This is a genomic window from Lysinibacillus sphaericus, from assembly GCF_006864135.1.
Lineage (GTDB): Bacteria > Bacillota > Bacilli > Bacillales_A > Planococcaceae > Lysinibacillus.
Genome location: NZ_SADV01000020.1, coordinates 20,285 through 42,549 on the forward strand (window position 1 = coordinate 20,285; position 22,265 = coordinate 42,549).

Below are 22,265 nucleotides of genomic sequence, written 5' to 3' on the forward strand. Positions count from 1 at the left end.
TTCCGGACGCAATTATGCCGAGGCATAATTGATAAATAAACGTTTGTAAGGCGGTGCGAAATGGAGCAGTTAACGAAAAACTTATTAGCAGGTATGAACCCTGAGCAGGAAAATGCGGTTAAAACAACTGAGGGACCACTTCTAATTATGGCGGGTGCTGGATCAGGGAAGACACGTGTATTGACACATCGTATAGCATACTTAGTAATCGAAAAAGAAGTATACCCATCAAAGATTTTAGCTATCACATTTACAAATAAAGCTGCACGTGAAATGCGTGAGCGTATAGATGGCATACTAGGTAACGGAACTGGCGAAAGTATGTGGGTATCGACATTCCACTCAATGTGTGTGCGTATTTTGCGACGCAATATTGATCAGCTTGGGATATCACGTAACTTTTCAATTTTAGATTCTACTGATCAGCTATCAGTTATTAAAAATGTTATGAAGGATGAAAATATTGATACGAAGCGTTTTGAACCTCGTGCGATTTTAAATGCGATTAGTTCAGCAAAAAACGAATGTAAAACTGCGGACGATTATGCAGGTCAAATCAATGAAAATAATCCTTACGAAAAAACGATTGCCCGTGTTTATAAAGGTTATGAAAAAAGACTACGCCGCAATCAGTCACTCGATTTTGATGATTTAATTATGACAACTATTACATTATTCAATCGTGTACCAGAAGTGCTTGAATACTATCAAAATAAATTCCAATATATTCATGTGGACGAATATCAGGATACAAATAAATCCCAATATTTACTCGTTCAGTTGCTTGCCAAGAAATTTAAAAATATTTGTGTTGTAGGGGATTCCGACCAATCGATTTATCGTTGGCGTGGTGCAGATATTGGCAATATTCTTTCATTTGAAAAGGATTATCCAAATGCTAAGGCCATTATGCTTGAGCAAAATTATCGTTCAACACAACGCATCCTACAAGCGGCAAACGACGTCATTCAAAATAATACAACACGTTATCCAAAAGAACTGCGTACAGAAAATGCAGAAGGTGAAAAAATCGTGTTGTACAAAGCTTATAACGAGCAAGAGGAAGCGCAATTCGTTGTACAAACAATCCAACAGCTTATTCAAAAAGATAATCGTTCCTTTGATGACTTTGCGATATTATATCGTACAAATGCTCAGTCCCGTGTGATGGAGGAAGTGCTCGTTAAGTCCAATATGGCTTATCAAATAGTTGGTGGTACTAAGTTCTATGATCGTAAAGAGATTAAGGATTTACTTGCCTACTTACGCCTTATTGCCAATAATGATGATGATTTATCACTCGCACGTATTATTAATGAGCCAAAGCGTAGTATCGGTGCAACTTCCTTTGAAAAAATGGCGCGCTATGCGATTGAACAGGAGCGCTCTATTTTTGATGCTATGAATGATCTTGTATTCATGGGTCTTTCAGGGAAGGCTGCTAATTCAGCTGAGCAATTTTATGCAATGATTAAAGGCTTTACAGAGATGCAAGAATATTTATCGGTGACAGAAATTGTAGAGCAGGTCATTGACAAATCTGGTTATCGAGCAATGCTACAAAATGAAAAGACGATTGAAGCAGAAAGCCGCTTAGAAAATATTGAAGAGTTTTTATCAGTAACAAAGGCTTTTGAAGAGCGCAGTGAAGATAAAAGCTTAATTGCCTTTTTAACAGATTTAGCGCTAATTGCAGATATTGATGCACTTGATAAAGATGACACATCAAAGGGCAACATTATTTTGATGACGATGCATGCTGCAAAGGGCTTAGAATTCCCTATCGTTTTTATCATTGGAATGGAGGAAAATATTTTCCCACATTCTCGTTCACTTGATGATATGGATGAAATGGAAGAAGAAAGACGATTAATGTATGTCGGCGTGACACGGGCCGAGGAACGTTTATATTTAACGAGTGCACAAAGCCGTACGATTTTTGGTCGTTCTAGCTATAATAATGTTTCTCGTTTCTTAGGTGAAATTTCAGAAGATATTACAGAATCAATATCCAAAGGTGGCTCGAAGCCTGAGGTTCCGTTTGCCTCAAGTAATCGTTCTACAAGTGGCTATCAAAAACGTACACTTGGAGCGGTTCAGAAAACACAGCCTGCAACTGCTCGTTTACAAACAACAGGTGGTGACCAATTTGGCTGGAAGGCTGGAGACAAAGCGATCCATAAAAAATGGGGAACAGGTATGGTTGTTAGTGTAAAAGGTGAGGGTGATAGTACAGAGCTAGATATTGCCTTTCCACAACCTATTGGTATTAAGCGATTACTAGCACAATTTGCACCTATTGAAAAAGGGTAAGCGGAGGAACTTAAATGAACGAAATTGAACAGCGCGTTGTGGAGTTAAATAAATTATTACACGAATACGGTCATGCCTATTACGTGTTGGATAAACCTGTCGTAGCAGATAGTGTTTATGACCAATTATTACATGAGCTTATTGCATTAGAGGAAGCGAATCCGTCGCTTATTTACCCAGATTCACCTACGCAGCGTGTTGGCGGTGCAGTGGTAGAAGGCTTTAAGAAGGTGACTCACGATTATCCGATGCTAAGTCTATCAAACGCTTTTAATGAAGAAGACTTACGTGAATTTGACCGTAAAGTACGTCAAGCAATCGGCGATAACTTTTCCTATGTTTGTGAGTTGAAAATTGATGGTCTTGCCATTTCATTAAAATACGAAAATGGTGTTTTTGTACAAGGAGCAACGCGAGGAGACGGTGTTGTAGGGGAAGATATTACAGCAAATTTAAAAACGATTCGAGCAATACCTCTTCGATTGAAGGAACCACTTACAATTGAAGTACGTGGTGAGGCGTATATGCCTAAAAAATCATTTGACAAATTGAATACCCTTCGTACTGAAAATGGAGAAGAATTATTTGCTAATCCGAGAAACGCGGCTGCTGGTTCTTTACGCCAGTTAGATCCTAAAATAGCAGCGAGTCGTCAGCTATCAACCTTTATTTATGCAATTGGGGGAGATGGCGAGGCATATGGTATTGACGGTCATGCAGAGATGCTCGATTATTTAGAGGGACTAGGCTTCCCATCAAACAAAGAGCGTCAACACTGCTCAACGATTGAAGAAGTACTAGCCTTTATCGAAAAGTGGACTGAAAACCGTCCGTATTTAGCCTATGAAATTGACGGTATTGTTATTAAGGTGGATCGCTATGCGCAACAGGATGAGCTTGGTTATACAGCAAAGAGTCCACGTTGGGCAATTGCCTATAAATTCCCTGCTGAGGAAGTAGTGACAACATTACTTGATATTGATTTAACGGTTGGGCGTACAGGTGTTGTTACTCCAACTGCTATTTTAACGCCTGTTCAAGTGGCAGGTACGACAGTTCAACGTGCGTCATTACACAATGAGGATTTAATTCGAGAGAAAGATATTCGACTAGGAGATACTGTCATTATCCGAAAAGCCGGAGATATTATTCCTCAAGTTGTAGGTGTAATACTGGAGCAGCGCCCTGAGGACTCAGTGCCATTTGTAATGCCTGAACATTGTCCAGTTTGTGATAGCGAGCTTATTCGTATTGAAGGAGAAGTGGCATTACGTTGTGTAAATCCAGCATGCTTTGCACAAATTGCGGAGAGCATTAAATATTTCGTATCGCGTAATGCTATGAATATTGACGGTCTTGGTGATAAAGTCGTTGAGCAATTGTTACGTGCAGACTTAATTCATGATATCTCTGATTTGTATCACTTAACTGTAGAACAGCTTGTCGAGCTTGAGCGTATGGGAGAAAAATCAGCGACGAATTTAGTCAGTGCCATTCAGGCCTCCAAAGAAAATTCAATGGAGCGTTTACTAATTGGATTAGGGATACGACATGTTGGTGAAAAAGCAGCAAAAATTGTTTCAGAGGAGTTTGAAACGATGGAAGCGGTGATGGCAGCAACAGAGGAGCAACTAGTGGCGATTCATGAAATCGGCGATAAAATGGCTTCATCGCTTGTCGAGTATTTTTCAAATGAGGATGCTCGTGCAGTTATCGGGCGCCTTGCTGAAGTAGGCGTCAATATGACGTATAAAGGTAAAAAAGTAGAAGTAGCTATAGGGGATAATCCTTTTGCGGGGAAAACAATCGTATTAACTGGTAAACTTGAGCAATTGACACGTAACGAAGCAAAGGCGAAAATAGAAGAGTTAGGTGGTATTGTTACAGGTAGTGTCAGCAAAAAAACTGACCTTGTCATTGCAGGAGCAGAAGCGGGTTCTAAACTAGCAAAAGCCGAGCAATTAGGTATTGAAGTTTGGAATGAAGACAGCCTGATCGAACAGCTTAACCTCGTCCAATAAAGGATAGTAGTGAAGATAAGTATGATGAATTGTCTTAGCCACTTGGTGGAACGTAGAGGCATTTTTTAAATGTCTCTACGTTCCAAGGTAGGGTATGAACAATTCTTCGAGCACAATTTGATTTACAGTAAAGGAGTACAAAAATAATGAAGTCATTTCGACTCATTCCAGCAATTGTCGCTGCTGCAATGCTAGTCGGCTGTGTGCCTTCTAATAAGAAGGAAACAGAGCTTACACAGGAGACGCAACAGGAAAAAGCGGAAACAACGATTATTCCAAGCATACAGATTGATGATTCATACTATAGAACGCTAACACCTTATAAACAAAGTGCTAGCAGAGGATTAGTAGTTTCAAATATCTTTACGAAATATGATATGAAGGAAGTAGAAACAGGTTTAATGCGTCTTTCCCAAAATGAGTTTGACACAGAAAACTACTTCTTCCAAGAGGGGCAGTATTTAGCTGAAAGCACAGTGACAGATTGGCTTGCACGTAGTTCACAAACGAAGGATGGTTTAAATCCTCCAACGACGGACTCAATGCCAGCAGAAGAACGTGCAACTAAGGCCCCAATCTATTTATCACATATTGTTGAGCAAAATTATTTAACAAAAACTAGTGATAATAAAGTGAAATTAGGCGGTATTTCGATAGGACTTTCCTTAAACTCTATTTATTATTATCAAAAAGAAAAATATGGAGAGTACTATGAGGAACCAATTCCGGAGGCAAAACTCGTTGAGCAAGGAAAGAAAATGGCCGCTGAAATTGTGTCCCGCTTAAGAACTCGTGATGAATTGAAAGATATACCGATTGTAGTAGGCTTGTTTAAACAAAAAGCTCGCAATGATATTATTCCAGGAACGTATTTTAACTATGGCGTAGCAAAAGCAGGACAAAACGACGTAGCTGATTGGAAAGGTATTGACGAAGAATATGTACTATTCCCAACTAGTGAATCACAGGATGTATACAGGGATGTTAGCAATAACTTTAAGAATTTTAAACAAGATGTAGATAAATACTTTTCTAATTATACTAGTGTAATAGGAACAGGCTTCTATCAAAATAAAAAAATTCAAAAGCTAACGATTGAAGTGCCAATCCAATTTTACGGCAAGTCTGAAATTATAGGATTTACTCAATATTTAACAGGTGTTCTGATCAATCAATTTGATAACATCAATGTTGAAGTAAATATTACCTCAATAAACGGTCCAGAGGCATTGATCGTTAAGAATGCCAGCGAAAAGGAACCATACGTCCATATCTATTAACATATAGTCAGCCTCGTGCTGACTATATTTTTTTGTGGGAAGAAAAATGAAGAATTAATCAGAAGGATGGATAGGCTCTTTAGAGTGACGGATAGAGAGTAAAAGCTAAGGAAAGTTTCCTAGGATCGACGAATAGAAGAAAAGGCGACGGATAGCCCAGCCAAAGTGACGGATAAAAAAGCGAAAGCGACGGAAGGGTTCCCCGGATCGACGGATAAAGTCTTCGAAATGACGGAAAGAAACAAGGGCGACGGATAGCCCATCGGAAGTGACGGATAAAAAAGCGAAAGCGACGGAAAGATTCCCCGGATCGACGGATAAAGTCTTTGAAACGACGGAAAGAAACAAGGCCGACGGATAGCCCATCGGAAGTGACGGATAAAAAAGCGAAAGCGACGGAAAGATTCCCCGGAGCGATGGATAAAGTCTTCGAAATGACGGAAAGAAACAAGGCCGACGGATAGCCCATCGGAAGTGACGGATAAAAAAGCGAAAGCGACGGAAGGATTCCTCGGATCGACGGATAAAGTCTTCGAAACGAAGGAAAGCCTTCGAAACGACGGAAAGCCTCTTGACCCGAGATCCGAGAGCACGGCACACAATCCATGCCCTACTCCCGAAAAGCAGAGTCTATATGAAGGACTTGAAAGGCGGTCCATAAAGACAACACTTCGTCATAGTAGTGAAAGTTTCTTTATTTTTGGTGAAAGTTGTGATTTTTAATATGAAAAATGTTATGATAATTTGCATGGTTAACTTTATTCAACCCTATTGTCATCGACAAAAACAATGAATTGAGTGAGTATTCGGAGGTGTGGAAAAATGGCGAAATTAACAAAAGAAGAAGTTAAACACGTTGCAAATTTAGCACGTCTTGCAATTACGGAAGAGGAAGCAGAGAAATTTGCTGAACAGCTTGGTAAAATTACAGACTTCGCAGAGCAATTAAACGAGTTAGATACAACGAATGTTGAACCAACAACTCATGTTTTACCACTAGTAAACGTAATGCGTGAAGATGTGGCAACAAAAGGCTTAGACCGTGAAGTAATGATGTTAAACGTAAAAGAACAAGAAGATGGTCAAGTAAAAGTACCAGCTATCATGTAATACTAAAACATAGGAGGATTCCTCATGACGTTATTTGAACGTTCAGCAAAGGAGCTACAAGCTGACATTAAAGCGGGTAAGCTAACAATCGCTGATTTAACAAAAGAAGCATACGAACGTGTGGCAAAGCTTGACGGCGATGTACAAGCTTTCCTTGCTTCAAACGAAGAAAAAGCAACTGCACAAGCAGTTGAAATGGACAAAGTGCCATTTGAAGAGCGTGGACCACTTTTCGGTCTCCCTATCGGTGTTAAAGACAACATCGTGACAGAAGGTTTAGAAACAACTTGTGCTTCTAAAATTCTAGAAGGCTTTATGCCAATTTACGATGCAACAGTAGTTAAAAAGCTACGTGAAGCTGGTATGGTCACTATCGGTAAATTAAACATGGACGAGTTTGCAATGGGTTCTTCAAATGAAAACTCGTACTATAAAACAACAAAAAATCCATGGAACTTAAACCATGTACCGGGTGGATCTTCAGGTGCGTCTGCAGCGGCAGTAGCAGCAGGTGAAGTACCATTCTCACTTGGTTCTGATACAGGTGGTTCAATCCGTCAACCAGCAGCATATTGCGGTGTTGTAGGGATGAAACCTACATATGGTCGTGTATCTCGCTTTGGTTTAGTTGCATTTGCATCTTCTTTAGATCAAATCGGGCCAATTACTCGTAATGTTGAAGACAACGCTCTTTTACTTGAAGCAATTGCAGGATTAGATCCAAACGATTCAACTTCTGCAAACGTTGAAGTTCCAAACTACGTAGCAGCACTTACAGGTGACGTAAAAGGCTTACGTATCGCTGTGCCAAAAGAGTTCCTTGGTGAAGGTGTTGGCGAAGCAGCACGCCAATCAGTTCTTAAAGCATTAGAAGTATTAAAAGGCTTAGGTGCTACAGTAGAAGAAGTATCACTTCCTCATTCGAAATACGCACTTGCAGCATACTATATTCTTTCTTCTTCAGAAGCGTCTTCTAACCTTTCTCGTTTTGATGGTATCCGTTATGGTTTCCGTGCAGAAAATGTTAATAATTTGATGGACCTTTATAAAGAAACACGCGCACAAGGCTTTGGTGATGAAGTAAAACGTCGTATCATGCTTGGGACTTACTCATTAAGCGCAGGTACGTATGATGCTTACTACAAAAAAGCGCAACAAGCACGTACACTTATCAAAGCAGACTATGACAAAGTATTTGAAGACTTTGATGTAATCATTGGACCAACTTCTCCAACACCAGCATTTAAAATTGGTGAAAACGTTAATGATCCAATGACGATGTACGCAAATGATATTTTAACAATTCCTATGAACTTAGCTGGTGTTCCAGCCATTTCAATTCCATGTGGCTTTGAAAATGAACTGCCATTAGGCTTACAAATTATCGGTAAATATTTCGATGAAGCAACAATTTACCGTGTAGCTCATGCTTTTGAACAAGCAACGGAGTTCCATAAACAAGTTCCTCAAATTTGGGAGGGAAAATAACATGAACTTTGAAACAGTCATTGGTTTAGAAGTACACGTTGAGTTAAAAACGAACTCAAAAATCTTCTCATCAGCACCAGCTCATTTCGGTGCTGAACCAAATACAAATACTACAGTTATCGACCTAGGCTATCCTGGTGTCCTTCCTGTACTTAATAAAAATGTTGTAGATTTCGCAATGCGTGCAGCACTTGCACTAAACATGGAAATCGAACAAGAAACAAAATTTGACCGTAAAAACTACTTCTATCCAGATAATCCGAAAGCTTATCAAATTTCTCAATTCGATAAACCAATCGGTAAAAATGGCTGGGTTGATATCGAAGTAGATGGTTACACAAAACGTATTGGTATTACACGTCTTCATATGGAAGAAGATGCTGGTAAACTGTCTCACAGTGGCGACCACTCTTTAGTTGACTTTAACCGTCAAGGTACACCACTTGTAGAAATCGTTTCTGAGCCAGATATTCGCACACCAAACGAAGCGTATGCGTATCTTGAAAAAATAAAATCAATCATCCAATATTCAGATGTTTCAGACTGTAAAATGGAAGAAGGTTCACTTCGTTGTGACGCCAACATTTCACTTCGTCCATATGGTCAAGAAGAATTTGGTACAAAGACAGAGCTTAAAAACCTTAACTCTTTCAACTATGTTCGCCGTGGTTTAGAGCATGAGGAATTACGTCAAGCTGATGTTCTTCTTTCAGGTGGGGAAATTGAGCAAGAAACTCGTCGCTTCGATGAAAAAACAGGTAAAACAATTCTTATGCGTGTGAAAGAAGGAACAGATGATTATCGTTACTTCCCAGAGCCAGACTTAGTTCGTCTATCAATCGATGATGAGTGGTTAGAACGAGTAAAATCAGAAATTCCAGAGCTTCCAGATGCTCGTAAAAAGCGCTATGTTGAAGAATTAGGCTTAACACCATATGATGCAGGAGTTCTTGTTATTTCAAAAGAAATCTCAGACTTCTTCGAGGCTATGGTAGTTAAAGGTGCAGATGCAAAGCTTTCAGCAAACTGGCTTATGGGTGATGTTTCTGCATACTTAAATGCAGAACAAAAAGATCTTAAAAATACTGCATTAACGCCAGAAAACCTTGCGGAAATGGTGAAATTAATCACGGACGGTACAATTTCTTCTAAAATCGGTAAAAAAGTATTTGCTGAATTAGTAGAAAATGGCGGTTCCGCAGCAGAAATCGTTAAAGCAAAAGGTTTAGTTCAAATTTCTGATGAAGGTGCATTACTTGCTATCGTTACAGAAGTTCTAGACAACAATGCACAATCAATTGAAGACTTCAAAAACGGTAAGGATCGCGCTATCGGCTTCTTAGTTGGTCAAATTATGAAAGCTACTAAAGGTCAAGCGAACCCACCAATGGTCAATAAATTATTACAACAAGAAATTGCGAAACGTTAATTGCAATTATTATAGAAGGCCAAGAGAGCAAATTCGTTTTCTTGGCTTTTTATTTTAAAAAATATACATACGAAAGACTCTTTGGGGTATCTATACAAGATAAATGCCTTACCGAGCAAAACGATATTTGCTGTAAATCGACACTGAAAAATACCAAATTAACACTTAATAGTTGTCTTCAAAGAGTATTCATAGCAAAATATAGTATAGAACATGATATAACTTTAGGAGGTCAATCAATGAAAACTGAACAACAATATTTCGATGATGCGATTTCGATTCAACAATATATGGATAATATGACGACATTAAAAGAGGAAAGCTTCCGTATTTATGATGGCTTCGAAGTGTCACTAAACGATGGTTTTATCGAACTACTAAAGGACAAGCAACCAAAAATTTTAACAATTACTGAGGATTGGTGCGGGGACGCAATGTTAAACAATCCAGTTATTCGTCGAGTTGCAGAGGCAGCAGGGTTAGAAATGCGCGCAGTACTACGTGATGCTGATACAGATTTAATTGATCGCTATTTAACAAACGGTGGCCGTGCAATTCCAGTTTATATTTTATTAGATGATGCTGGGCAGGTTGTTGGAAAATGGGGACCGCGTGCACCAGAATTACAGGAACTAGTAGTGAGTAAGCGAGCTACTTTACCTGATAAAGAAGATCCTACATTTGAAGATGCACAAAAAGCACTATATGCTGAAATTCGTGAAGAGAATATTACGAATAAAGCATATTGGACATTTGTCTATGAGGATTTTAAAAAGCAAGTAACAGCTGCATTACAATAATTATAAATCGTAAGGCTGCATGTCAGAGAATAAGGACATGCCTTACTTTTGTTGACTATTGGAAGCTTAATGCAACATTTAAACGAATAGTTCGTTGAAAGAAATAGAATCTTATGAAGCAAAGAAGGTATGTTATGAAACGAGCAAGAATCATTTATAATCCTACATCTGGGCGTGAAGCGTTTAAAAAGCATCTACCAGAAGTATTGGCAAAATTAGAGGTAGCAGGCTATGAGACATCTTGTCACGCAACAACCTGTGAAGGCGATGCAACCATTGCAGCAAAAAATGCAGTTGAACGTGGCTTTGATATCATCATTGCAGTTGGTGGAGATGGCACATTAAATGAAGTTGTTTCAGGCGTGAGTTCATTTGAGAACCGCCCGAAAGTAGGTTTAATTCCGATGGGCACTACGAATGACTTTGCCCGTGCCGTGCATATTCCGCGAAATATTGAAGCTGCAGTTGACATCATTATTAAAGGCGAAACGTTGCCGGTTGATGTTGGTTTATTAAATGGGGAACGCTATTTCATCAATATTGCCGCTGGCGGACGTATTACAGAGTTAACTTATGAAGTGCCAAGTAAAATGAAAACAATGCTAGGACAGCTAGCTTATTACGTAAAAGCAGTAGAAATGATCCCATCAATTAAAGCTTCCCATATGCGTATCGAATATGATGGCGAAGTGTTTGATGGGGATGCCATGATGTTTTTATGCGGCTTAACAAATTCAGTGGGTGGCTTTGAAAAGCTAGCACCTGATGCAAGTATTAATGATGGCTACTTTACTTTATTAGTATTGAAAAAAGTAAGCTTACCTGAATTTATTCAGCTTGCTGCAATGGCATTAAGAGGCGAGCATTTGAATGATGATCGTGTAATTTATAAAAAGGCAAGTGTCGTAAAAGTATCTACTGAAGATGAAATACATTTAAACTTAGATGGTGAGTATGGTGGAGATGCGCCTGCTACATTTGAAAACTTAAAGCGCCATATTGAGATTTTTGTTCCACTAGCAGATATTCGTGAAGAAGACCGTATGTAATAAACATAAGAAGAGCTCTGCTTAATTTAAGGTGAGAGCCTTATCACCAAAAGTTGGGGATGACCTTTGTTAAGTGGCTGGACGCCCCAGCAAAGCGTCCAGCCGGAACGAAAATCAAGCACATGTTTTGATGATGATTCATATTAATGGATTTATCTCCATATATATGAATATTTTCATCCTTTAATTGGTATTGTGAATGAATTAAGAAAAATGTTTGGCAAATGTGCGTATATTACTTGAACAAAATTTGAAACCTTTATAATAGGCCGAAATTCCGGTCCATTATAAAGGTTTTTTTCGTTGCAATAGTGGAAAATGGGGTAGAGATAAGGGAAAGGAAGTGTTGCCTTTGTATAAATCACAGGAAAGAAAGCTCATTTGGCTAAGCTTTGGTGTTGCAATTATTATGCTACTTTCCATACTTGGAAGAATATTTGGAGGTTAGGGGGGCAATGACATGGTGAATGAATCAGCAGTCTTTTGGAGTAGAGCGTTAACGGAACTAACTTTATCCTTCCATATTATTTATGCAACGATTGGTGTTGGTGTCCCGTTAATGATTATGATCGCACAATGGACTGGGTATAAAAAGAATGATGAGCACTATATTTTAATGGCAAGACGTTGGGCACGAGGTTTTGTTATTACGGTTGCAGTTGGAGTCGTCACAGGGACAGCAATTGGCTTACAGTTATCCTTACTATGGCCGAATTTCATGCAGCTTGCCGGTCAGACAATTGCCTTACCACTTTTCATGGAAACGTTCGCATTTTTCTTTGAAGCCATCTTTTTAGGCATCTACCTATATACTTGGGATCGTTTCGATAGTCAGAAGAAGCATATGCTACTATTAATCCCAGTTGCTGTCGGTGCATCGATGTCAGCTGTGTTTATAACAATTGTCAATGCGTTTATGAATGCGCCACAAGGATTTGATATTGTGGACGGCCAGCTAGTGAATATTCAACCATTTTTAGCAATGTTTAATCCAGCAATGCCGACAAAGGTAGCGCATGTTCTCGTTACAGCCTATATGACATCCGCATTTGTGTTAGCAGCAATTGCAGGATATCGTATGCTTAGAGGTTCTAAGCATATATATCATAAAAAATCTTTATTACTACTTATGAAGATTGGTCTGATTTTCTCCATTGCTTCAGCAATTATTGGAGACTTTTCAGGAAAATATTTAGCGGAATATCAGCCAGAAAAACTAGCTGCGGCTGAGTGGCATTTTGAAACGGCAGACAAAGCTTCCCTTATACTATTTGGTGTATTAGAAGGGGAAGAAGTAAAATATGCTATTAAAGTACCTTATGCTTTGAGTGTTTTAGCACATAATAATCCAAATGCAGAGGTAATTGGCTTAGATCAATTTGCAGAAGAAGATCGACCACCACTATATATCCATTACCTTTTTAATCTCATGGTGTTTATCGGCATGTTTATGGCACTCGTTTCACTAGTTTATGTATGCGGGAAAGCACGTGATTGGCAGTTTATTCATTCACGTTGGTTTAGATGGATTGTTGTTGCAGGTGGACCACTTTCTATTATTGCGATTGAAGCAGGCTGGTGGCTTGCTGAAGTTGGACGACAGCCTTGGATCTTATATGGATTAATGCGAACACCAGAAGGGGCCACGACGAGTGACCATGTAGATTTAATGATGCTGTTGTTTACAGGTGTGTATGCCGTATTAGGAGTAGGAAGTATGGTCGTTTTAATTCGTATGTTCAAAAAGAATCCAATTGAGCGAGAGTTAGAAGATCGCCATGCTGAAAAAGGCGGTGACATCCTATGACATTAGAGATTTTAGGTATTTCAGTTTTATGGATTTTCCTATTTGGTTATGTCATTGTAGCTTCAATCGATTTTGGTGCAGGCTTTTTTAATGCCTACAGCCTACTAATCGGAAAAAATCACATTTTAACAAATATTATTAAACGTTATTTATCACCAGTTTGGGAAGTAACCAATGTCTTTTTAGTATTCTTCTTTGTTGGGATTGTTGGATTTTTCCCACAAACAGCTTTCTATTATGGAACGATTTTACTTGTTCCAGTTAGTATTTCGCTAGTGCTTCTTGCAATACGAGGCTCCTATTATGCATTTGAATCATATGGCGCACGTGGGCATATTGGTTACACGTTGACGTATGGTATAGCAGGCTTACTTATTCCAGCCTCACTCTCTGTTGTATTTGCGATTGCTGCTGGCGGCTATGTTGATATTGCTGACGGGCAACCGTTCTTGAATTATTGGACGTTGTATACGAGCCCGTTTGCTTGGAGTATTGTCGTGCTAAGCATTGCAGCGGTACTGTATATTTCAGCTGTGTTTTTAACTTGGTATGCATATAAAGCTAAGGATCGAGAAGCTACAAATTTAATGCGAAAATACGCACTTGCTTGGGCGATACCATTAATGGTGAGTGCGCTCGGCATTATGTACGAAATGAAATTCATTAACCCTGAAAGTTACAATAACCTAGTTAATTTATGGTGGATGTTTGCCATATCTGCCGTGCTATTTATTATTACTGTAGTGTTACTATGGATGCGAAAAAATTACGGTCTTGCGGTTAGTTTATTGATTGCCCAATTTGCAGTGGCATTCTTTGCATATGGAATTGCCCAATACCCATATTTACTGTATCCGTATTTAACGATTTACGATAGCTTTACAAGCACACAAATGGCGATTGCACTCGTCATTGCGTTTGTTTTGGGACTGTGTCTGCTTATTCCATCATTGTTCTTGTTGTTGAAATTATTCCTTTTCAACAAAAATTATGTGACAGGAAAAGAAGATAATCACGCATAGGAGGGATACAACTATGACAAGTTTTTTGATTTTTTATGCACCATTTATAGTCGTCATCCTAGGTGTAGTTGCTGCTTTCTGGTGGGCACCTAGAGATTACCATACAGTAAGGAAAGAGGAGAAGAGTCGCGAATAGCGGCTCTTTTTTCTACTCGTGTAAAGGTGATCAGTTTGAGAGCGGATACCAATCTTGTCTTCCTGATCAGTTAGAAGTAGAGCCGACCACATTTGAGTGTTAATATGAAGCCTTGTTCTTTTGTCATCCGCCTCAACATGCTACAATAAAGAGATTGAAATGGAGGATGTACGAATGTCAGCACCCGTGAAAAAGAATGACCGACTAACAGTTTATATAGAAGATTTAACACATGATGGCAATGGCGTCGCAAAGGTCGATGGCTATCCATTATTTATCCAAGGTGCACTTCCTAGTGAAACGGCGGAAATACATGTTGTAAAAACGTTAAAAAACTACGGCTTTGCGAAGGTCGTAGAAATTCTCGAGCCATCATCAGATCGTGTAGATGCGCCTTGTGAATATTTTAAACAATGTGGCGGCTGCCAATTACAACACCTGTCTTATGAAGGACAGTTAAAATGGAAAGAAAACATGGTGCGTAATGTCATGCAGCGCATTGGTAAAATTGCTGCGCCTGTTCTACCAGTGAAGGGCATGGAAGAGCCTTGGCATTACCGTAATAAAGCGCAAATACCTTTCTCCTCAAATGAAGCAGGACAAGCAATTGCTGGTTTCTACAAAACGAAGTCTCATAGCATTGTGGATATGGAGCGATGCTTAATTCAGACTGGAGAAGCGGACGCTATTCTTGCAGATTTGAAAAAGGAATTAGCGGCAATTGGTATTCGACCATACAACGAGCAAACACATGAGGGAATGCTACGCCACGTAGTTATTCGTAAAGCACGAGCAACTGGTGAAGTGATGGTTGTTGTCGTAACTAAAAAGAAAAAATTCCTGCAAAAAGAAGCCGCTGTTGCGACAATCCAGAAGCTTGTCCCGAATGTTACATCCATTATGCAAAACGTTAATAGCGACAAAACGAACGTTATTTTCGGTGATGAAACCGTAAATCTGTGGGGCAAGGACGTTATTATTGATACAATTGGCGATGTTCGCTTTGAAATTTCAGCCCGTTCATTTTACCAAGTAAACCCTGAGCAAACGGAAGTTCTATACAAACAAGCATTAGACTACGCTAACTTGCAGGGTGATGAACGAGTAATTGATGCATACTGTGGTATCGGCACAATTTCTTTATTCCTTGCACAAAAAGCAAAGGCTGTTATGGGGGTTGAAATTGTCCCACAAGCGATTGAAGATGCAAAACGCAATGCAGCACTAAATGGCTTTACGAACACGTATTTCGAGGCTGGGCCAGCAGAGGAAGTTATTCCACGCTGGTATAAGGAAGGTAAAGAAGCGGATGTTTTAGTAGTTGACCCACCACGCAAAGGCTGCGATGAGGCGCTTCTAAAGACAATTTTAGAGCAACGACCAAAGCGTGTTGTGTATGTGTCCTGTAATCCAGCTACACTAGCACGTGATCTTCGAATTTTGGAGGATGGGGGCTATAAAACGCAGGAGATTCAACCTGTAGATATGTTCCCGCATTCGACGCATGTGGAGGTTGTTACGGAACTAACTCTAAAGGAGTGATCATAATGGACGCAGCAAAAAAATGGCTCTCTATCCCGAAAGATATTAGAGAAATGCTCGTGAAAAACGTATTTTGTGGCAATTGTGGTGTAACGACAATTGTGAAGTACACGATACAAGAGGGAGAATATGCCCCTGTATTGAAGGGGAAATGCAAGACTTGTGGTAGGGATGTTGCTCGGGTGATTGATTAGTAAATGATAGAACTCTGAAAGGATGGAGTGAATATTCCATCCTTTTTGTGTAAGCATGGAAGGGATTTGGTTGAATCTTATGCTTGAATAGAAGAGGTTACTTTTGATATATGTGAATTAAAATACGACTTTCACAAATTATAAATGCCAAATGTATTTGTGTTTGATAATTAGTTATTGAGCATGATATAAGTGTAAAAGAAGTAGAACATTTGGCTTCATGTTTTTTGATCGAGAGTTTGAAGTTGTATCCATAGTGAGAGGATTTGAGTTTGACATGATAGATAATTTTTGGCGTGACTTACCGCGACCATTTTTTGTACTTGCACCAATGGAAGATGTGACGGATGTTGTTTTTCGTCATGTAGTAAGTGAAGCCGGTCGACCGGACGTATTTTTCACAGAGTTTACAAACTCGGATAGCTATTGTCATCCAGAGGGTATGAAAAGTGTGCGTGGTCGTTTAATTTTTACAGAAGATGAACAGCCAATGGTGGCACATATTTGGGGGGATAATCCCGAATATTTTCGTCAAATGAGTATTGGTATGGCGGAGCTAGGCTTTAAAGGCATCGATATTAATATGGGTTGTCCTGTACCGAATGTGGCATCGAGAGGGAAAGGTAGTGGCCTTATTCTGCGTCCAGACGTTGCGGCAGAGCTTATTCAAGCAGCAAAAGCAGGAGGACTACCTGTCAGCGTGAAAACACGACTTGGCTTTAAAGAGGTAAATGAGTGGGAGGAGTGGCTAACGCATATTTTAAAGCAGGATATTGCGAACCTTTCTATTCATTTACGTACAAGAAAGGAAATGAGCCAAGTAGATGCGCATTGGGAGCTAATTCCGGAAATCAAAAAATTGCGTGACCGTATTGCACCAAATACGCTAATAACAATCAATGGAGACATTCCTGACCGTCAAACTGGGCTACAGCTTGCTGAACAATATGGTATTGATGGCGTTATGATCGGGCGAGGTATTTTTAAAAATCCTTTTGCTTTTGAAAAAGAGCCGAAAGAGCATAGTAGTAAAGAGTATCTTGATCTTTTAAGACTGCAGCTTGATCTTCAAGATCAATATGCGGAAGTACTACCACGTTCAATCTCTGGGCTTCATCGCTTTTTCAAAATTTATGTTAAAGGTTTCCGTGGAGCTGGTGAATTAAGAAATCAATTGATGAACACGAAATCAACAGATGAAGTGCGTGCATTGCTTGATAACTTTGATTCAAACGATGTTGAATGACGAAGGACCGTAGATAGCAAAGAGGGGCAATTAACCCCTCTTTTTTGTTGCCTAATTGAGTTTTGTAAAGTACCTTATCTCTTCTGTATCCGTATAAAAACCGACAGACTCGTATAGAGATAAAGCTGATTTATTTGTAGTTAGTACCATGAGAGTAGCTTTTTGTAGCTGATGAGACTTAAGGTATTTCATAGCTTGTGTAAGCAAAAACTGGGCAATACCGCGTTTCCTCCACGGTTCACGGACAAAAACGTCCTCTATTACACCGTAGTCTTCTTCTTGCCATGCCATCAGTCCACCAATAATAGCGTCTGTTTGACGTATGACCATGGATGTCCATAGCTTGTTGTCCTTGTATTCAGATAACCTATTTAGACCAAGTGGAGTGTCTGGCCAAATTTCGGCTTCTATATCAAGGTAATTTCTTTCCTCGCTAGAAGTCTCCATCTTCCAGTATGAGAATTGAAATTCTTCTTGTAGTGTTAACGCAGGAATAGGTTTATTCAAATCACGATTCATACGATACAGGCTATTTAGAGGGAGGTAGCCTTTTTGGATAAAAAACTGATTGTTTGCAGTTTCTTCCGAGTCGTTACCAACGCAAAGAATTGTCCCATATTCTTTAGGTAAAGTTTCCTTTAATTGATGTGCTCTTTTGAAAAGATATTGATAGACTTTATCGAGCAGAGCAATGTCATGTTCTCTTTCAGAAATGGTTTTAAGATTAACGTATATAGAGTGGTTATTCTCTATTGAACGACCGGGGGGTACAACGTTAATGATGCTAACTTGCCCCTTAGCGACCATTTTCCCTTTTTCAAATGCGCAATAAACGTTACGCCAATTATCTTCGTCTCCGACCCACCAAATTGTCGCATTTTCTTTTGCTGTAACGGATTGGTACAATTCCCCAAGTAAAGGCATGTCCCCATATTCAAAATTACGTATGAAAATTTCTGTTGATGATTGGCTCAAAATAATCCTCCTCGTAGTATGGGATTTTGCAGTTTAGAAGGTTGGCTATGCGAGTTCCCTGTATCGATTCCATCTATACATTATATATCATAAAATGGTATTATATGTAATAATATTTTTAGTGATTCTTTAAATAAAATAGCTGTTACCTATTGCCCAAAAGGAGAATTAACTATGTACAAACTTATGCATATTGAAGACGATACTGAATTAAGTGCGCTTATTCAAGAAAACTTGGAGCGCTATGGGTATACTGTTGTACAGCTTAAAGACTTTTTTGATATAGATGAAAATGCCTCCTATCTCAACTAAGAGCTAAGGTAATTTTTTCTACTATAAGGCATTGCTATTTCAATAATAATCTTATAGAATGTAGAACAACATAAATGAACGAAATAAATTTCCTTTAATACGGTCCAGAGAGGCTGAAAAGGGCTACTTGATATTTTAAGGCTAAAATATCTTTGATTTGGCATGCCCTTTTGTCCTCTGTGACAGAAGGGCTTTTATTTTGCTTCAACCTCTTTTAATGGAGTCCCGTGAGGCTTAAAAAGAGAATGGACAAGAATTGTATAATCCATTCCCTCAAAAAGAGATCTTTATCAACAAGAAACTGGAGGATTGTAAAGATGGATTATCGTAAGAAAACAGTGGTAGCTTCAGTAGCTGGTTTAACATTGGAAGGGATGGACATTATGTTTATCTCCTTTGCAATGACAATGATTATTTCAGAATTTAACATTGACTTCGCAACGGGTGGGCTCATTTCTTCCGTAACGAATATTGGTATGCTGTTAGGTGGCATTATTTTCGGGGTTTTAGCTGATAAGTATGGGCGGGTAAAAGTGTTTACTTATACCGTCTTGCTGTTTGCAATTGGTACAGCTTTAACTGGGTTAGCAACAACTATTGAACAAATTTATATGTATAGATTTATTGCAGGTCTCGGTGCAGGGGGCGAATACGGCATTGGTATGGCGCTTGTTGCCGAGGCTTGGCCGAAGAATAAGCAAGGAAGAGCCTCTTCATATGTTAGTGTAGGTGCTCAATACGGAGTTATTTTAGCAGCGTTACTAAGTGCCATTATTCTTCCTACTTTAGGATGGAGAGCTTTATTCTTTGTTGGTGTAGTACCTGTCATTTTCGCTTTTATCGTGCGAAGAAATCTTGAGGAATCACCGGAGTGGCTGGCTGCTCAGAAAAATAAAAAAATCGATAAGCAACATGAAAAAGGTAAGTTGGTGCAGCTATTTGAAACGCCTCGAACTTCGATGACGACAATATCATTAATCGTTATGGCAACTGTTCAAATTGCTGGTTACAATGGCTTAATGATTTGGTTGCCATCTATGTTGCAAAAATCTCAAGGTCTATCCGTTTCAAGCTCGGCACTTTGGACAATTAGCACAGCAGTTGGCATGATTATTGGGATGCTAACATTTGGGCGAGTTATGGACCGATTTGGCGCAAAGCGTGCATTCGGAATCTTTTTACTTACCTCTGCATGTGCAGTGTTTTTATATGCCTATGCCACAGGTAGTTTCTCAATTTTATTAGGTGGTGCAATTGTCGGCTTTTTCTCAAACGGGATGTTCGCAGGGTATGGAGCTTTAATTAGTAGCTTCTATCCAGTGCAAATTCGAAGTACAGCAACAAATACAATTTTTAACTTTGGTAGAGCAATTGGAGGATTTTCACCAATCTTTGTCGGCTATATTCTTCAAAGTTATGATATGACGGTCGTTATGATCTATTTAGCTGCCTTATATTGTATTTCCTTTATCGTGATGCTTACTCTAAAAAAAGGGGCAAGCGAGGCTTTACAACCGGTTGAAATTAAATAAATCAATTATGCCTCGGCATAAATTGTGTCTGGAATCGGCTTTGTGCTTAGGCCTTCAGATGTTTTTTGCCCGAAAGCGTAGTGCTAACGCAGCGTCAGCAACTGGTTTTGTCTGTGCGAAAGCGAAGCGGCAGCAACAGCACGATGCAGGTCAGTTAGCCGTTAGCTAACATCCTCTAAGAACTCCTTTCCGATTCCGTGACATCCGCCGGACATAAAAGAACGAATGCCAATTTTAAAAAAGGGATTCGTTCTTTTTTTAATTTATTATTATAATAAACCTTTTGAACGTTTTTCAGCCATTTCTACGAGGCGTTTTGTTATTTCTCCCCCGACTGAACCGTTTGCACGAGAAGAGGCTTCTGGCCCTAATTGTACATTAAATTCTTGTGCGATTTCATATTTCAATTGGTTAACGGCTTCATGTACACCGGGAACTAGAAGCTTATTTGAACTACGATTAGCCATTTATCTCACCTCCTTGTGATTAGAATGGTCGGGAGTTAGCTAATCATACATGTTAAAAAATAAAATGCACATTCTAAATACTATAGTAAAGTAACTTTTGGAAAGCTAACTAAAATTGTGAATGTCTCTGCTATAATAAAGTAATGCTTCAATTAGGATAGGATTATTAGAAGCGCTTTTACAGTTAAAAATGGAGGTTTTTAAAATGACGAACAATGATATTTTAATTCGTTTAAGATATGCATTAGATATCAAAAATACAGATATGGTTAAAATTTTTCAGCTAGGTGGCATGGACTATACGAAAGAAGAAGTATTGAACATGCTTATTAAAGTTTATGATGAGGAAGAAGCACCAGAAGAATACATTAAATGTAATAATAAAATGGTAGAGGCTTTTTTAAATGGATTTATTACATTTAAACGGGGTCCGCAAAAGCCTAAGCCAGGTCAATCAGAAGGACCACTACCTGTTTCAGGAAAAGAAAGCCCTAATAATATGCTATTAAAGAAAGTGAAGATTGCGTTAGCCTTAACGACTGAGGAGATGCTCGATATTTTATATGATGGAGGCGTTAGCGTTTCGAAAGGCGAATTAGGTGCCATTTTAAGAAATCCAAGTCATCGTAACTATAAAGAATGTGGCGATCGCTTTGTGAGAAATTTTTTAAGAGGGCTGACAGATAAGTATAGAAATTAAAAAAACGTTCACTCTGAATTGTCAAGTGTGAATTTCAATGAAAAACTAATGGATTAATGATTAACAAAGCAACTGCAATTTTGCAGTTGCTTTTTTGCGAATAATTTTACGTAAAATACTCGCTGTGATAAAAATATTCTGCAAAAAGCGCGTTTTCCTTAGTTGAATATAGTTGACAATTTATGGCGGAATTGTGTACACTGAAAATGACATAAAGTTGTCACAAAGAGGAAAAATAAATGTTCACGAACAGAGGGGTGCTTTTATGTTTGGTTTAAACATTTTATTAGTTGCTTTCGCATGTGTTACAATCCCACTTGTTGTTGCTTCAGTGATGTTAGACATTTTTTATGCAGAAAAGAAACAAGTTCGTTTTTCATTACGCCGTACATCTATGTGGTATTCCTGCATGTTTGCTTTATCATTTATACCGTCGGTCTTATACATGACACTAAAATAGATATATCTTTAATTTGAATAATCATTTAGGGGTAATTGATTATTTAAAATTATAGTAGCAGCTACAATATTGCGTTGTAGCTGTTTTTATTTGTTATGAAGAGAATTGTGGATAAGCTGAGAGAAATAAGTAATATTATTCATTTTATACTAATAGTAAAATAGTAAAAAATATGTGAATTTTAACCTGGTAACATTGACTACTTTTACCCATTGTGTTAATTTGAGGAGGAAAAAGATGGGCAAATCTACTGAAAGGTAGAGACGCAAAGCTACAGATCTAAAGTAATAAATACTATGATGGCTGAGCTGCAAAGGAGTACTAGTTAGGTACATATATTGCTAGTCATATTCTTTGATGCCTGTTTCTTTTGAAATAGGTT

General features: G+C 38.7%; 20 protein-coding genes and 1 riboswitch. Of the genes, 18 read left to right on the plus strand and 2 right to left on the minus strand.

The annotated features are described in order from the left end of the window. The first annotated feature begins 60 nt into the window (after positions 1 to 60). From pcrA to C7Y47_RS18565, 14 genes are all read left to right on the plus strand, one after another. A complete protein-coding gene (pcrA, locus tag C7Y47_RS18505) occupies positions 61 to 2,313 on the plus strand; it encodes a DNA helicase PcrA (RefSeq protein WP_142510099.1) in 2,253 nt (750 codons plus the stop codon). A 14-nt stretch (positions 2,314 to 2,327) separates the two neighbouring features. Then, complete coding sequence (ligA, locus tag C7Y47_RS18510; protein ID WP_142510100.1) at positions 2,328 to 4,334, plus strand: NAD-dependent DNA ligase LigA; 2,007 nt, start codon at positions 2,328 to 2,330, stop codon at positions 4,332 to 4,334. Between the two features lie 146 nt (positions 4,335 to 4,480). Continuing rightward, positions 4,481 to 5,614: a CamS family sex pheromone protein gene (locus C7Y47_RS18515; RefSeq protein ID WP_142510101.1), complete on the plus strand. Its 1,134-nt coding sequence runs from the start codon at positions 4,481 to 4,483 to the stop codon at positions 5,612 to 5,614. 822 nt (positions 5,615 to 6,436) lie between these two features. Beyond that, positions 6,437 to 6,724 carry an Asp-tRNA(Asn)/Glu-tRNA(Gln) amidotransferase subunit GatC gene (gene gatC / locus C7Y47_RS18520; protein ID WP_010857153.1) on the plus strand — a complete coding sequence of 96 codons (288 nt, stop codon included), beginning with the start codon at positions 6,437 to 6,439 and terminating at the stop codon, positions 6,722 to 6,724. A 24-nt stretch (positions 6,725 to 6,748) separates the two neighbouring features. Beyond that, complete coding sequence (gene gatA / locus C7Y47_RS18525) at positions 6,749 to 8,212, plus strand: Asp-tRNA(Asn)/Glu-tRNA(Gln) amidotransferase subunit GatA (protein WP_142510102.1); 1,464 nt, start codon at positions 6,749 to 6,751, stop codon at positions 8,210 to 8,212. A 1-nt stretch (position 8,213) separates the two neighbouring features. Next, entirely contained in the window at positions 8,214 to 9,641 is a 1,428-nt protein-coding gene (gene gatB, locus C7Y47_RS18530; protein WP_142510103.1) for an Asp-tRNA(Asn)/Glu-tRNA(Gln) amidotransferase subunit GatB, read from the plus strand. A 239-nt stretch (positions 9,642 to 9,880) separates the two neighbouring features. Further along, positions 9,881 to 10,441 carry a thioredoxin family protein gene (locus C7Y47_RS18535; RefSeq protein WP_142510104.1) on the plus strand — a complete coding sequence of 187 codons (561 nt, stop codon included), beginning with the start codon at positions 9,881 to 9,883 and terminating at the stop codon, positions 10,439 to 10,441. A gap of 134 nt (positions 10,442 to 10,575) precedes the next feature. After that, positions 10,576 to 11,490: a diacylglycerol kinase gene (locus C7Y47_RS18540; RefSeq protein WP_142510105.1), complete on the plus strand. Its 915-nt coding sequence runs from the start codon at positions 10,576 to 10,578 to the stop codon at positions 11,488 to 11,490. A gap of 460 nt (positions 11,491 to 11,950) precedes the next feature. Next, positions 11,951 to 13,297 carry a cytochrome ubiquinol oxidase subunit I gene (locus C7Y47_RS18545; RefSeq protein ID WP_132363456.1) on the plus strand — a complete coding sequence of 449 codons (1,347 nt, stop codon included), beginning with the start codon at positions 11,951 to 11,953 and terminating at the stop codon, positions 13,295 to 13,297. Next, positions 13,294 to 14,319 carry a cytochrome d ubiquinol oxidase subunit II gene (locus C7Y47_RS18550; RefSeq protein ID WP_142510106.1) on the plus strand — a complete coding sequence of 342 codons (1,026 nt, stop codon included), beginning with the start codon at positions 13,294 to 13,296 and terminating at the stop codon, positions 14,317 to 14,319. Before C7Y47_RS18545 ends, C7Y47_RS18550 begins: the two co-directional genes overlap by 4 nt. A gap of 13 nt (positions 14,320 to 14,332) precedes the next feature. Beyond that, the gene (cydS, locus tag C7Y47_RS25790; RefSeq protein WP_255505249.1) at positions 14,333 to 14,455 is read left to right on the plus strand and encodes a cytochrome bd oxidase small subunit CydS; all 123 of its coding nucleotides are present in this window, start codon (positions 14,333 to 14,335) and stop codon (positions 14,453 to 14,455) included. Between the two features lie 174 nt (positions 14,456 to 14,629). Then, complete coding sequence (rlmD, locus tag C7Y47_RS18555; RefSeq protein WP_142510107.1) at positions 14,630 to 15,997, plus strand: 23S rRNA (uracil(1939)-C(5))-methyltransferase RlmD; 1,368 nt, start codon at positions 14,630 to 14,632, stop codon at positions 15,995 to 15,997. Between the two features lie 5 nt (positions 15,998 to 16,002). After that, positions 16,003 to 16,191 carry a hypothetical protein gene (locus C7Y47_RS18560; RefSeq protein ID WP_132363450.1) on the plus strand — a complete coding sequence of 63 codons (189 nt, stop codon included), beginning with the start codon at positions 16,003 to 16,005 and terminating at the stop codon, positions 16,189 to 16,191. 256 nt (positions 16,192 to 16,447) lie between these two features. Then, positions 16,448 to 17,437: a tRNA dihydrouridine synthase gene (locus C7Y47_RS18565; protein ID WP_142510143.1), complete on the plus strand. Its 990-nt coding sequence runs from the start codon at positions 16,448 to 16,450 to the stop codon at positions 17,435 to 17,437. Positions 17,438 to 17,488: 51 nt separating this feature from the next. Here the strand turns inward: C7Y47_RS18565 and C7Y47_RS18570 are convergent, their stop codons facing one another. After that, a complete protein-coding gene (locus C7Y47_RS18570; protein ID WP_255505250.1) occupies positions 17,489 to 18,412 on the minus strand; it encodes a GNAT family N-acetyltransferase in 924 nt (307 codons plus the stop codon). Positions 18,413 to 18,586: 174 nt separating this feature from the next. Here C7Y47_RS18570 and C7Y47_RS18575 point away from each other — a divergent pair, with 174 nt between their 5' ends. Both C7Y47_RS18575 and C7Y47_RS18580 read left to right on the plus strand, forming a co-directional pair. Next, positions 18,587 to 18,724 (plus strand): response regulator transcription factor, encoded by a 138-nt coding sequence (locus C7Y47_RS18575; protein ID WP_142510109.1) that lies wholly within the window; start codon positions 18,587 to 18,589, stop codon positions 18,722 to 18,724. 317 nt (positions 18,725 to 19,041) lie between these two features. Next, positions 19,042 to 20,256: an MFS transporter gene (locus C7Y47_RS18580; protein WP_142510110.1), complete on the plus strand. Its 1,215-nt coding sequence runs from the start codon at positions 19,042 to 19,044 to the stop codon at positions 20,254 to 20,256. A 269-nt stretch (positions 20,257 to 20,525) separates the two neighbouring features. Here the strand turns inward: C7Y47_RS18580 and C7Y47_RS18585 are convergent, their stop codons facing one another. Further along, complete coding sequence (locus tag C7Y47_RS18585) at positions 20,526 to 20,723, minus strand: alpha/beta-type small acid-soluble spore protein (RefSeq protein ID WP_053483023.1); 198 nt, start codon at positions 20,721 to 20,723, stop codon at positions 20,526 to 20,528. Between the two features lie 205 nt (positions 20,724 to 20,928). Between C7Y47_RS18585 and C7Y47_RS18590 the strand changes: the two genes are divergently transcribed. Both C7Y47_RS18590 and C7Y47_RS18595 read left to right on the plus strand, forming a co-directional pair. Then, positions 20,929 to 21,423 carry a DUF1456 family protein gene (locus tag C7Y47_RS18590; protein ID WP_142510111.1) on the plus strand — a complete coding sequence of 165 codons (495 nt, stop codon included), beginning with the start codon at positions 20,929 to 20,931 and terminating at the stop codon, positions 21,421 to 21,423. Positions 21,424 to 21,688: 265 nt separating this feature from the next. Then, on the plus strand, positions 21,689 to 21,883 hold the full coding sequence (locus tag C7Y47_RS18595; RefSeq protein ID WP_142510112.1) for a hypothetical protein: 195 nt from the start codon (positions 21,689 to 21,691) through the stop codon (positions 21,881 to 21,883). Between the two features lie 230 nt (positions 21,884 to 22,113). Continuing rightward, positions 22,114 to 22,199: riboswitch (cyclic di-GMP riboswitch) on the plus strand. Positions 22,200 to 22,265: the final 66 nt, after the last annotated feature.